This window comes from Yersinia sp. Marseille-Q3913 (assembly GCF_963892745.1).
Lineage (GTDB): Bacteria > Pseudomonadota > Gammaproteobacteria > Enterobacterales > Enterobacteriaceae > Yersinia > Yersinia bercovieri.
Map to the genome: position 1 here is coordinate 1 of NZ_CAWQAF010000035.1, position 12,991 is coordinate 12,991.

The following is a 12,991-nucleotide window of genomic DNA, read 5'->3' on the forward strand; positions in this document are numbered from 1 at the left end:
TGGCCAGCTGGTACACCGAAAATGTGTCCGGGGCTTCACTCCAGCGGCCAGAACTGTTACGGCTGCTTGATGACGCGGCACCGGGTGACATCATTCTTATCGAACAGGTAGACCGGCTATCCCGACTGGATGAGGACGGCTGGCAGAAGCTCAAGCACCTTATTCAGGAAAAAAGGCTTGTTGTTGTTAGCCTGGATCTGCCCACAAGTCACATGGCACTGACTCCAAATGCACCTGATGAGTTTACTCTGGCCATGCTGAAAGCCATCAATGGCATGATGCTGGATATGCTGGCCGCTATGGCACGTAAAGATTACAGTGACCGACGCCGGCGCCAGGAAGAGGGGATAACCAAAGCCAAAGCGGCGGGGAAATTTCGTGGACGACAAGCCGACCTTCTTCTACACGAGAAAATAATAGAGCTGCGCATCAAAAATGGCCAAAGTATTCGGGATACAGCCAGGCTCACGGGTGTATCTGAAAGAACAGTTATACGGATCGTGAACAAAGCAAAAATGGCTATTGAAAAGAGCAACGGAAATAAATAGGTGATCGGTCACGGCGGGTTTTGGGAGTTTTCGCTATACGGGGGAAAAGCCAAGTCAAAAAGGGTGACAACCGGCGCGTAACGCGCCCGATTGCCGGTCTCTGGCGGTATGCAAGCCCCTGAGACAGAACGGATTATAGCAGACATTCAGGGCGGGAATAGGGGAGCTTGGGCCATTTGGCACTCTAAGGGTAAACCCAAGCAGACTCAGTGGGAGCGAAACATGAGATTAGTTTCCGTGTAGAATAGTATCGATACTGAGATAATAACCAGCAATACAAGCAGGAATGGCTAAAAGTGCAAATGGTGCATAAAGAAATCTCATGCGAGTCAGTAAAATACTTAAAACAAAAGATCCTATCAATTGGACGATTACCCACATTATAATGCCTGCCATCCAACCATCATAAACTCCAACATAAATACCAATCCATATTGAAAGTGGAGCCGCAGCAAACACAAAAGGAATGAAAATTGAGCGGTGAATTATTCCGGGAGTATACATCCGGCGAGGATCTAGTTGCCAGTCTCTACCGATTTTAAATGCCATGAATGAAGCAAACTCCATCATAACTATTGCTATAATACTTCCATTTAAGAAAAAGTTTTGGAACATTATATATCCTTGTTTTTATATTTATAACCCTGTTAGTTAATATAAACTAACATTTTATCTCATTCATAATCAATATTAGAACATAAGCACGTTTATTCTGATTACATCTATTTCAATTATCTTTACTTGGGCAAGGATGCGAAGTGGGGGATTGTTGCAACCCGTACTGCTTCATTCACTGGCATCGATGATGTCTGCCACTTTCACTTGATTGGGGTAACCCTCACATAATTAAAAAATTACTTTGCTTAATCAGCAAAGCCAAAGGGCTAAGGGAAAGTCAATAGTCCATATCAAACCGGTAAGCACACACACCAGATCCGTTTTCAGTTCCCCAAACAATAGTGCCTGTTGTTTTTGCTGATTTCAATTTTACATCCAGTAAAGAAGCTATTTTTTCCATGCATGCTGAGTAATGAATTTCCTTGGTGCTGTTTCGTCGAGAATTCAAAAACATCAAATAAACACAATTTTCTTTATAGGATACAGCCAAGGCCGAATTATCATCCTGTCCCCATTGAAATAATTCATAATTTTTTGCTTCTTTACGCCCAAAACCATCAACAAGCGCAGACTTAAACTGTTTTGCGATCATATTACCCCTGATTAACTGCTAAAAATTTATGATTTTACTTAATTTCACGAAATATGAAGAGATCAACATCCTCATCCCAACGTGGTTTGATTGGGTGAGTTAGAATAAGTTGATGATTTTCAGAGGATACCGCAGTCAAGTAGTAAATAAAACACAAGGTTAATCACTATTACGCTGGCATTCAAATTACCATTATCGTCTTTGGTTGTTTTATAATCTGCCGATTCAAAATTAATCATTGCTATGCTCTTGAGTATCCGTGAAAAATCATATGGTTGTATATGTATAGCACAGGGTTTTACATAAGAGTATTCAAGCATTATTTGAATTGATAAAAATCAATTAGTTACAGATAAAATATTTTCAACCTGATGATTTTATATGTAATTATGATGCTTGGCACTCTTCGCGTAGAGCCAAATTATACGGCAGCTGTTACACACCGAGTCGCAACGCCCCCTTGTAAGGCCGGTGGATACTTTATCTTCCAGTCACGTAGCCACTACAAACAATATGTGGGAGGATTCAGCCGTTACATGGAGAATGATTGGAAGCAAACAGGTCACTTCCAAATTGAGTGCTGTTCTTAAATAAATCATGGATTAATTAGGGTGGTATTTTAGAACCCTGTATACACCGATGCAATATATGCAACACATGCCTGATAATACTTAAATATTCGGTTAAAAATGGGGTGTTTACCGGTGTGTTTGGTAATGTTTTTTCGGATATTCTCAGTCCTCTGGTTATTTTAACTAAGCAAGAGGTTCCAGAATGAAAACCATCCCTAACATTTCCCCTACGTTACATACGAAAGCCAATGAATCTGAAGGAGTGCGCTCCAGCAACCTATCTTCAAGAGATATTCGCGGAAGAGATGTGGTTATTATAAACCCGTATTGTGAAGGAGGTGGTGACGAAGCCTTGGCTAAAAAAATTGCTAATATTGCATTAGGTGAAGGGTGTAGAGTAACCATATCGTCACTAGACACTTCATATAACAACATTGATGATCACTATCAAAAATATCAAAGTTACTCTTTACAAAACGAAGAACCCCACAACATTTCCCAATATAATGACCCATTATTCATTATTGCTCCTGTGGGAATTTCCGATATAGGAGATTTAAGGTCTCACTTAAAAAACATGTGCGATGAATTTAATTTCCCCAAAAATAGCGCCATCCTCATTGAAGAAATGGATTTATTGGCTTCCGCTAGTCAAAAATTAATAAATTATGAGGCAATGCTAGAAAGTTTAGGGTTCAATAATGTTTCCACAAATAGGTTGGGCTTTAGCGACGGAGCTATTGGATATATACCAACAGATGAAAAAATCATTAATGAGATTAAGGATCGGTTCGAAGGTGAGTTGATTAGACTGCTTGATAGTTATAATATGTCTCTTTCAGGCGACAACAGCTATCACTTGGGATATATCAGTTCAGACTGTTATGTTTCCGGCACACAAGTGTTCATTGCCAACACGCTTTGCGAAACAATTGAGGATGAAAGGAGTGCTTGCTTCATAATGAGCCTGCGTCAACTTCAGCCTCATAGAACACCTGTTGTTGTTAATGCAATAGCCAATACCCTTGCAACAGAAAGTAAAGAGTTTGATTATCCATCGCTCTTTTCAAAGGCTACAGTAATGGTTATAAACTCTGATAGTGGTGACGTGGAAGGCCACAAAGAAATTACAGGAGATGGAACCAAAGAAGTAAAAATCATCTTAATAAATAAGCTACCAAAAAATATATTTGATGATTTCATGCTATTAGCAGACACAGGAATGACTAGCGGAGATCAGTCATTCAGCGAATACCTTACACTGAAAGAAACACTACCTTACTATGATATGCAGCCTTGGAAATCCCCCATGGTTGAATCAATAAAATCGCTTGGTGGCCTTGAGTTAGAAAATCATCTTAACAACAAAATTGTTGGTAGAATGCCATTCTCAGGAAGTATTACACGTTCTTTTATTCGAAATGTCACACAGCCCACTCTGACACCTGAGCAGTTAATGAAAAAATCTGAATTGGATAAAAAAATATCATCTTATATCGCAACACCACATATTAGGGAGTTAATCAGCTCTAAACTAAAAATTAGTTACAAGCAATGAAATGTACTATTGATGGGGTTTGAGGGCCAATGGGACGAAAGCCTACGCTAAGTGTTAGTTCTACTGAAGATGCCGTACATTTAAAGAAAGAGCTGTGCGGCTGATTCTAGTTTGGCAGTCTTGGCGTAAAGCCAAACCGCCGTACATCTCATCACGCAGGAGGCAGCCAGTTACCACAATGCGGCCATGCTAAACTGTCATCAATACCACGAATTGACCAAATAATAGGAAAACTGTTCGTTGCCATTCCTTTTAAGGCAATATATCCTCAGTAAAGGATCTAGCTAATAAAAGGAATTAGCATGAGCAGTTATGACGAAATAGCAACACGCATAGCCAAAGTTATTGTATCACCCGAATCAGTGATCGGCTTAATTCATGGCATTCTGTCAGTTCCTATGGATCTCGGTTATCTGGCGTATGGTTATCTTGATACGAGTTCACATTACTCTCATGAGACAGAAAGAATAAGAATAGTCCGAGCAATTGATAGCGGAATTCTTAATCACGATCGAATTACTGATGCTATTAAAATAGTATTTAATCAATTCAATAAGTACGCCTCAGAAAATAAACAGAATAAAATTTACAGCCGCACCATATCATCCGTGGTTGGTCGGATCGCGACTAATTCAGTCATTTCATCCAAAATAGCCACAGCAATTGCACAACGTGCATCATTTTTCGTCGCTGTAAGAGGTGGAGTGATGGGTAACATTTTACTCGTGGGTGGCATGACAGAGCGTTGCATCAGAACGTCAGAACAACTGAGCGTAGAGGAACCGGAAGTTTATAACTTATTACGTCGTAAGGATTATGATCTTCTTTATTTTTTGTTTGAACCCGCTCTAAAACCTTTTGTTGATGCCCTGTCTGTAAGGCGAACCCAGGGAATACCAGCATTTAACGAAATTCTGGAACTGGTTGAAGATAAGGTGAATGGTTACCATGGGTAGAATGTCGGTAATAAAGAAGAAGATAGTCGACAATGTTCTGGTCATACTTGGTGGACTCCTCGGCGGTGCGGCCGTTTGGTTGTCACTATTTTTTATTTTCTATTTTGAAACATGGTCAGCAAGATTGCTTTCCATATTCGTCATGTGTGTATGTATCTATCTTATTTCTAAGTTTTTTAATAGGTTTTACCCAAGGTAAAATCGATTTGAATCTTAATGGTAATTTTTTATTTATAAGGATGTAATATGTCAATTCCCGCATATCTTTGGTTAATTGATGAAAATGGTACGCCTATTGTTGGTGGTTCTTTGGTTGTAGGTAGAGTAGGGGCTATTGAATTAAGGTCAGTTAATCATAATGTTTATATCCCTACCGATGGGAACACCGGACGACTGACAGGTACTAGAGTTCATGCACCGTTTTCCATGCAAAAAGAATTCGATAAAACCACACCTATTCTGTATAGGGCGTTGTGTAAAGGTCAGGTGCTAAAATCGGCCACAATAAAAATGTATAATATTTTGGATTCAGGAGTGGAAAAGGAATATTTTAATATAATTTTAGATAACGTTAAAGTAACGGCAATTACACCGAGCTTACATCCTGGAGGGCAAACAGGAACACACCTCGAAACCCTTCAGTTACGCTACGAATCCATCACATGGAAATGTTGTGACGGCAATATTATCTATAAAGATAGCTGGAACGGCATGGCTATAGCGTAGCTATGTAAAGAGTGTCAATACTCTGACACTCTGCTGATATAACGGGATTTAACACCTACCATACATTTAAGTTGAGCATATGTTTTTCGTTACCCTATCAAGCCTATATCTGAATTAACTCAATCAATGATCGATAAAGATCAATGTAATTCCCCCCATCCTGCCAGACCAGTCTTTTAACGACGCTGGACGCGCCACAGAAGCTTGGATCGCAACGTGCCGTTGCGATGCCTTACCTACCCGTTCAAGAGCTACCTTGGCTTTCCTACTTTCATTTCCTGCATGTGAAGTTTCAAGATAATGGGACCCATCGGCTAGTCGATGGGGGCTACTGCAGTTTGTAACAGGTAACTTTAGGTATTTCCCACAACTTAGTTATCCACATATATACAGGATTGTTTTTTAAACCTTTTTTTTGCTTTTTAAAGATTTTTAATGCTTTTTAGACCTTGAGCCAGCCCTTTACTGGCGCGGCTCTCAAACCTGTCAACATGGGAAACACCTCAACTTAGTATGGGAACAACATAAAGTCGGTATGGGTAATAGCTAAAGTACATATGGGAAATGGCTAAAGTTGATATGGGAAATAGCTTAAGTTTGTTTTGTGTTTGGATGTGCGTGGGAATTGGCACAAGTTGGCCTAGTGGGAGCGAAGCTGCAAAATGCGACATCTGGCTTTTTTGAACTGGATCTGAGTAAAAATCACTCACCTGTGAAATGGTTGACATAGCAGTTACCCATTGATGATTCAGGGAGTTGGAATGTTGTCACAGGATCAGACTTTTGATGACAAGGACGTATGGAGTTTGCTTGCTGACGAGCTTTCCTTGCTCCCTGGTATGACCGATTCGGGGCGTTTAGGATTTGCTATTCAACTGAAATTCCGACAAGTACACGGGCATTACCCTGAATCAATAAACGAATTCCCTTCAGGTATTGTGCGCGCTATTGCTGAACAGATCGGATGTGCTTCTGTATCCCTTGAAAACTACCCGCTTCAGGGGCGGCAGGCACAGCGGCACCGACAAACTATTCGTCGCTATTTGGCTGTCAGACTCCCCAATAAAACCGATATAGCGCAGCTAACCGCCTGGTTAACCGAATTTATCCTCCCATTCAATCCTCAAGCTGTACACGGCAGTGAACTTGTTACTGACTGGTGTCAGGAGCAGCAGATTGAGCGTCCCGCAGCCGATCACCTGGAGCGGATTATTCGTTCAACCGTACACCAGTTCGAAGCAGAACAGCAAAACATCATATTTACTCGACTTTCACTCGACAGTAAGGTTGCCATCAACCATTTACTGTCGGCCGAAGAACCAGGCACTGCCAGTGTGATTGAAGTCACATTGAGCGGCCTCAAAGCTGACCCAGGAAGGCCCAGCCTGGAGAACGTCCTTTCCGTCATCTCTCAGCTAAAATGTCTTGATTCCGTTGTGTTACAGCCGAATATTTTTCAGGGAATAGCCCCTAAATTCATCATGCAGTTTCAACAACGGTGTGCCAGTGAATCGATCAGGGAGCTTCGTCGCCACCCTTCAGCGATCCGTTACAGTATGGTGGCCATGTTTTGCTGGCGTCGTCGCCAACAGCTGACCGATGCGTTGATTGAGATGTTGATGGTGCTGATCCATAACCTCGGCACACGGGCAGAAAAAAAGGTCGATAAAAAGCAGTTTGCGGCGTTTAAAAAAGTCAGGGGTAAGGCGCGTCTGCTGTTCCGTATGGCCAAGGCCACCGTTGACCAGCCGGACGGCGTCATAAAGGAGGTGGTCTATCCTGTGGTCTCACAGAAAATGCTGCAAAATCTGGTCGATGAATTCAAAACTCTGGGGGTAGATACCGAGCAGGAAGTTCAGGAATCTATGCGTTCCTCTTACGGTAGCCACTATCGCCGAATGTTGATGCCGGTACTGGACCGACTTGAGTTTCAGTCTGGTAATGCCCTGCACCGACCCGTTATTGATGCCATTCAAATTATTAAGGCAAACAGGGCCAGCAATCAGCATTTCTATGCGGTGGGTGATGTGCCTGTTGACGGTATTATTCAGAAAAAATGGCGGGATATTGTCATCGTACAGAGCAAATCCGGTGAAGAACGGATCAATCGTATCAACTATGAAATTTGTGTTTTACGGGCTTTACGTAAGAGTCTACGTAACAAAGAAATTTGGGTCACAGGCGCTGACCGTTATCGTGATCCGGCAGAGGATCTCCCTGCCGATTTTGCTACTAATCGGGCCTATTATTATTCCCTGTTGCAGGCTCCCACTGATGCGACAGCCTTTATTACTCAAATCAAAGACAGAATGCGCCACTGGCTCGGTACGCTAAATGATAACCTGCCAGATAATCCCAAACTTCGCATAAGGGAACAGGGGAAAAATCGTATCCACCTTACGCCCCTGGGCAAACAGATTGAGCCCCCCAACACAGCAGCACTGAAGCAGGAGATTGGCCAGCGCTGGGCCGATCTGGAGTTGATAGACATACTCAAGGAGGTAGATTTACGGGAGCATTTCTCGTCGTTATTTCGCACATCTGCCAGTCGGGAAGTTCTTGAACCAGAGGTATTGCAACGCCGCCTGTTGTTATGTCTGTTTGGCCTCGGTACCAATGTAGGACTGAAACGCATCGCCAGTCAGCAACCCCGTGTCAATTATGATGAATTGCGTTACGTTAAACGGCGATTTATTCAAAAAGATGCTTTGCGCTCAGCGATTTCACATATCGTGAACGGTATTTTCCGCATTCGCCAGTCTGCCATTTGGGGGGATGCGACAACATCCTGTGCCGCAGACTCTCGGAAGTTTGGTGCCTATGATCAAAATCTGATGACAGAATGGCATGCGCGTTATGGCGGACGTGGCGTGATGATTTACTGGCATGTGGATACGCACTCAACATGTATTTATTCACAATTGCGTCGCTGTTCCTCATCGGAGGTGGCCGCCATGATGGAGGGCGTGCTACGTCACTGTACCGACATGGAAATCAATCACCAGTATGTGGACAGTCACGGACAAAGTGAGGTGGCCTTTGCGTTCAGTGATGTGCTGGGGTTTGATTTACTACCCCGTCTGAAAGCGATTGCCCGACAGAAACTGTATGTGTGTGAAAAAGAAGATGCGCCGTTGTACCCGCACCTGACCCCGATTTTAACCCGGGGGATCGACTGGGAGCTTATTGCCCAACAGTATGACGAGATAATCAAATATACAGCGGCACTTAAAACAGGAACGGCCGAACCCGAGGCCATATTGAGGCGATTTACCCGCAATAACATCCAGCACCCAACCTATAAAGCCTTAGCCGAGTTGGGCAAAGCGATTAAGACCATCTTCCTCTGCCGCTATTTGCAGGATGAGTCGCTGCGTTGTGAAATTAACGCGGGCCTCAACGTCGTGGAAAACTGGAACAGCGCCAATGATTTTATTTTTTATGGCGAGCACGGTGAATTTACCAGCAACCGGACAGCAGAGCAGGAGCTATCGATGCTGTCATTGCATCTGCTGCAAATCAGTCTGGTCTACATCAATACGTTGTTGATCCAGAATGTGCTGTCGGAGCCGACCTGGCGTCAGCGAATGACTGAGGAAGACTGGCGTGGTCTGACACCATTGATATATCACCATGTTAATCCGTATGGCCGTATCGAACTGAATATGGATCAGCGGTTGGCGCTGGCCGCCTGATAGTGTCCAAAACCGTCCGGTTTCGTACACTGGATCTTAATACTGTCCGAAAGTGAGTGAAATTAGTTTCGGATATGCATTATGATTCGTACATCCTTTTCGGACGGAAATTTGACTATGTCACGCGTTTTTGCCTACTGCCGTGTTTCCACACTGGAGCAGAACCCGGAAAACCAGCGCAGGGAAATTGAAGCGGCCGGTTTTGCCGTCAATCCTCAGCGACTGATTGAAGAACACATCAGTGGATCGGTGGCGGCCAGTGAGCGGTCTGGATTTATCCGGCTGCTTGATCGTATGGAAAATAGTGATGTGTTGATTGTCACCAAACTGGACCGTCTTGGCCGGAATGCGATGGATATCAGAAAAACGGTAGAGCAACTGGCGGCGCTAGACATTCGTGTTCACTGCCTGGCTCTGGGGGGCGTAGATCTTACTAGTCCAGCGGGAAAAATGACCATGCAGGTGATTTCTGCCGTAGCGGAATTTGAGCGAGATCTGCTGCTTGAGCGCACACACTCTGGTATCGCCCGGGCGAAGGCATCAGGAAAGCACTTTGGACGCCCCTCTGCGCTGAATGATGAACAGAAACAATCCGCCCTAGCACGTCTCAGTGCGGGGAGCAGCGTGAGCGCCGTTGCCCGAGAATTCAATACCACCCGACAGACTATTCTCAGGGTAAAGGCTGCCAGCTCAATGGGTTAAAATGCCACGTTTGACAGAATATTGCTTTTGTTTGCCCTGCGGCAACGACGATAAAATGCCGTTTGGGTTATGATGGACGTTATTTATCCATTTAACGTGCAAGGGATTCGCATGGAAATCATAGGTGACAATACCAGTTTCACCAGCCTCAGGTCCAAAGGTAAGGTCGTTTACTGTCGTGGAGAACCCCATAAATACTGGCTTGAACTCCAGCTTGTGGATGAGAACAACAACCCGGTCTCCGGGCTGAACGTGCGGCTGGAGTACCGTCCACTGGCCTCGGCAGCGGACGTTGCCCTGTGTCGCCAGCGTGGCTATGACTACAATCCCGCGCCGCCGCCCAGTCCGCCCGCCGGTGTGACCGACAGTCAGGGGATGGTGCGGTTTGATGACCTGTACTGGATAGCGGTAGACGTAAAAACGGACGGGCAGCAGCTGGCTGACGAGATGGAGCAGCGTCCGCTAGGTCTCAGCCGCAACCCGAACAGCCAGCCGGTGAGTCATAACCACTTCCGGCCGGAAAGCCGCGACCCCAGATGGCGTTCAAAGGTGCAGATCAGCGCGGAGCAGCACGGTCATGTACATCACTATGTGACCATCGGCGAACTCTGCGACCGGGTGCCGGAGATTAAGCACTGGAAAGATAAAACGCCGCCGAAGTTTCATTTTCCGCCGGATAAGTCGCTGAAAGGGACGAAAATTGCGCGGGAGACGTTGGATACGCGCCATGTTATCGAAATCTGCCCGTTCAGGGCGTGGTCGCTGGTGCTGCACGACACGAAAGACTATTCGCTGGCGAACGGCTACAACCTCGGCATGATGGCGGACATGGCCTATGCAACGGGTGGCGATACGGTCATTAAACAGTTCTTTTTTGAGCAGTGTCTGGATCTGTCGCGCACGCCTGAATATCTCGATTTTCCGTCATTTGCTCACGCGCTGGTAGCGGACGTGCCGTTCAGCCAGCGATATACCGCGGCTGAATTTCTGGACTCCAGTCAGCTCAGGGATAAGGCGGTTGATCGTCCGCTGCTCGATAGCACGCAGTTTTTTTACGTGGAAAACGCGGAGCAGGTGATGGTGTCGTGGCGCGGAACGCAGGAGGTCCCCGACTGGCTCACCGATGCCTCCTTCTCGCCGCAGCCCTGCCCACCCGAGCTGGCAAAAGCCGGGCGTATTCACGGCGGTTTTCTGAATGCGTATCAGCTTGCTAAAGAGCGGTTTGGAGATAAGTTTACTCAAATAAAAAACGCCTTAGCTAAAGCTAATGGGGCCAAAAAACTGTTTATTTGCGGCCACAGTCTGGGTGGGGCGCTGGGGCTGACCTATGCGGCGGAGATGAAGGAGATTGAACCGATCCTTTACACCTACGGCATGCCGCGTACCTTCACCGCAGATGCGGTGGGCCGTCTGTATCAGGTGACCCATTACCGGCACGTTAACGACAGTGACACCATCACCAGCGTGCCGTTTGATGCCAATCTGGACAACTGGCTGTACGGTAAGTTTGGCCCTCTCGGTACCACGCTGGGTTTTTTCTGGACGCTGGCGGCCGAGATGCCGGCACAGATGGCCGGGGCGTATGTCGGGGAGCACTACTGGCACCACGGCAAACCGGTGGTGTTCTTCCGCACGACCCAGACCGGTTCATACGAAGAGTGCAAGGTGATGATGAACCCGACCACCTGCCGTCGCCTCAGCTACAGCCAGCAGTACAAGGTGAAGTTGTTCCTCGTTCCTTCGCTGGGCGAGACGGAAAACGAGGAGGCGAAAGAGGCGCAGGAGGCGTTTATTCGGGAGTTTCCGCTGGCAGATATACAGACGGTTTTCCCGCGTAACACCAACCCGACGTTTGACCATCTGACCAATCCCGGACGGCATTCGATGCCGAAAGAATATCTGCCGTTCCTGAATAATCAGCTTCTGGAGTCGGCGTGGCCGGAGTTGAAATTGAGCCGCAAAACGTCCCGGGAAAATTTCCGGCAGCAGATGGAAAAATACGGAAAAAACTCCCCGGAGGAAGAACTGAAACGTAACCGGATGTTCCTTTCCCTACAGGATATGCTGGATAGCACGCTGGCCGTGACCCGGAAACTGCCGGGCGGGGATAACGCGCTTATTCGTTTTAAATCAGTTGCGGGGGAAGAAATTGAACTGTCTAACTAAAACACTCACGGCACTGTTTCCGGTCATTACGCTGTTGCCCCTGAGCGGCTGCGCCAGCCGCCTGGACTATACGCTGAACCCTCCGGTGAGTAGCGGTTGGGTGACTGTGACCGTAAAGTTACCGCCTGAAACAGAGGCGCTGCCGCTAGATGTCTTGTACCGCTCAGAGACGTGTCGGAAAGAGGTCTATGACAACACGACTGAGTCGCATGTGACTACGGTCAGGGGCGTCAACCCACAACTGGTTTCTCTCAGTCAGACGGACAGCAATGGCCGCCGGGAAGCGAAAATAGCCATGAATGGCGGCGGTAAATGTGACTGGAAACTCAGCGGTGTCAGGGTTGGGATACAGTTATCCAAAACATCTGCTTTGGCTAACGGAAAAGACGTCACGGCTGCAAACTATGTATTTGATTTTGATGATGATGGATACCGGAATGCATTTGGTGAAGGAGAGCCAAAAAAAGTAAATGGCGACCTACAGTTTGAAACTAAATTTTATCCCATGATCGTTATCAATAATATGTTTCATGAGGTATATGCTCAGTTGTTTGCTGGTGATCCGGGATATGAAAAATGGAGTCGGTATTACAGACTTTATGGCACAAGACATATAAGTATCGAGCCAATTTTATATTCTCAAAAAGTTGTTAATCTTGAAAGCCCTAAGAGCCGGAAGGATAGTCCAGGGATGACAGTATTATATCCTGATGGGACAACTGAAAAGGTCGATGATATTTATCCGAACTACGACAAACTGCTTCGGATGAAATAGCACTAGTTTATCGTTATAAAAAGGATCTTTGTCAATTATGGTCTAAAAGTGAGCCACAGTTATGCTTTAAAAGTGCGCCACTT

General features: G+C 45.7%; 11 protein-coding genes. 9 read left to right on the plus strand and 2 right to left on the minus strand.

Features of this window, described 5'->3' with window-relative positions; translation table 11 throughout:
* Positions 1 to 548 (plus strand): recombinase family protein (locus AACW11_RS14575; protein WP_212586962.1); only part of this gene is annotated, 548 nt, incomplete at its 5' end.
* Between the two features lie 228 nt (positions 549 to 776).
* Here AACW11_RS14575 and AACW11_RS14580 read toward each other — a convergent pair.
* Positions 777 to 1,163: a hypothetical protein gene (locus AACW11_RS14580; RefSeq protein ID WP_212586963.1), complete on the minus strand. Its 387-nt coding sequence runs from the start codon at positions 1,161 to 1,163 to the stop codon at positions 777 to 779.
* Between the two features lie 94 nt (positions 1,164 to 1,257).
* Here AACW11_RS14580 and AACW11_RS20865 point away from each other — a divergent pair, with 94 nt between their 5' ends.
* Positions 1,258 to 1,374, plus strand: coding sequence for a hypothetical protein (locus AACW11_RS20865; RefSeq protein ID WP_445285827.1), 117 nt, complete (start codon positions 1,258 to 1,260; stop codon positions 1,372 to 1,374).
* Between the two features lie 69 nt (positions 1,375 to 1,443).
* Here AACW11_RS20865 and AACW11_RS14585 read toward each other — a convergent pair whose 3' ends face one another.
* Positions 1,444 to 1,758 (minus strand): hypothetical protein, encoded by a 315-nt coding sequence (locus AACW11_RS14585; protein ID WP_212586964.1) that lies wholly within the window; start codon positions 1,756 to 1,758, stop codon positions 1,444 to 1,446.
* A gap of 774 nt (positions 1,759 to 2,532) precedes the next feature.
* Here AACW11_RS14585 and AACW11_RS14590 point away from each other — a divergent pair.
* From AACW11_RS14590 to AACW11_RS14620, 7 genes are all read left to right on the plus strand, one after another.
* Complete coding sequence (locus tag AACW11_RS14590) at positions 2,533 to 3,888, plus strand: hypothetical protein (RefSeq protein WP_212586965.1); 1,356 nt, start codon at positions 2,533 to 2,535, stop codon at positions 3,886 to 3,888.
* A gap of 302 nt (positions 3,889 to 4,190) precedes the next feature.
* The gene (locus AACW11_RS14595; RefSeq protein ID WP_212586966.1) at positions 4,191 to 4,844 is read left to right on the plus strand and encodes a hypothetical protein; all 654 of its coding nucleotides are present in this window, start codon (positions 4,191 to 4,193) and stop codon (positions 4,842 to 4,844) included.
* A gap of 246 nt (positions 4,845 to 5,090) precedes the next feature.
* Positions 5,091 to 5,570 carry an Hcp family type VI secretion system effector gene (locus AACW11_RS14600; protein ID WP_145592795.1) on the plus strand — a complete coding sequence of 160 codons (480 nt, stop codon included), beginning with the start codon at positions 5,091 to 5,093 and terminating at the stop codon, positions 5,568 to 5,570.
* Positions 5,571 to 6,313: 743 nt separating this feature from the next.
* Positions 6,314 to 9,265, plus strand: a complete 2,952-nt coding sequence (locus AACW11_RS14605) for a Tn3 family transposase (protein WP_212586967.1) — start codon at positions 6,314 to 6,316, stop codon at positions 9,263 to 9,265.
* 117 nt (positions 9,266 to 9,382) lie between these two features.
* Positions 9,383 to 9,967 (plus strand): recombinase family protein, encoded by a 585-nt coding sequence (locus AACW11_RS14610; protein ID WP_212586968.1) that lies wholly within the window; start codon positions 9,383 to 9,385, stop codon positions 9,965 to 9,967.
* A gap of 111 nt (positions 9,968 to 10,078) precedes the next feature.
* Entirely contained in the window at positions 10,079 to 12,133 is a 2,055-nt protein-coding gene (locus tag AACW11_RS14615) for a lipase family protein (RefSeq protein ID WP_212586969.1), read from the plus strand.
* Positions 12,117 to 12,908, plus strand: coding sequence for a hypothetical protein (locus tag AACW11_RS14620; protein WP_249192961.1), 792 nt, complete (start codon positions 12,117 to 12,119; stop codon positions 12,906 to 12,908). The genes AACW11_RS14615 and AACW11_RS14620 overlap by 17 nt, the downstream gene beginning before the upstream one ends.
* Positions 12,909 to 12,991: the final 83 nt, after the last annotated feature.

What these genes read in the sequence shown, in the direction of transcription:
- AACW11_RS14580 (WP_212586963.1), bottom strand. Translation starts at nt 1,163, where the DNA reads ATGTTCCAAAACTTTTTCTTAAATGGAAGTATTATAGCAATAGTTATG.
- AACW11_RS14585 (WP_212586964.1), bottom strand. Translation starts at nt 1,758, where the DNA reads ATGATCGCAAAACAGTTTAAGTCTGCGCTTGTTGATGGTTTTGGGCGT.
- AACW11_RS14590 (WP_212586965.1), top strand. Translation starts at nt 2,533, where the DNA reads ATGAAAACCATCCCTAACATTTCCCCTACGTTACATACGAAAGCCAAT.
- AACW11_RS14595 (WP_212586966.1), top strand. Translation starts at nt 4,191, where the DNA reads ATGAGCAGTTATGACGAAATAGCAACACGCATAGCCAAAGTTATTGTA.
- AACW11_RS14600 (WP_145592795.1), top strand. Translation starts at nt 5,091, where the DNA reads ATGTCAATTCCCGCATATCTTTGGTTAATTGATGAAAATGGTACGCCT.
- AACW11_RS14605 (WP_212586967.1), top strand. Translation starts at nt 6,314, where the DNA reads ATGATTCAGGGAGTTGGAATGTTGTCACAGGATCAGACTTTTGATGAC.
- AACW11_RS14610 (WP_212586968.1), top strand. Translation starts at nt 9,383, where the DNA reads ATGTCACGCGTTTTTGCCTACTGCCGTGTTTCCACACTGGAGCAGAAC.
- AACW11_RS14615 (WP_212586969.1), top strand. Translation starts at nt 10,079, where the DNA reads ATGGAAATCATAGGTGACAATACCAGTTTCACCAGCCTCAGGTCCAAA.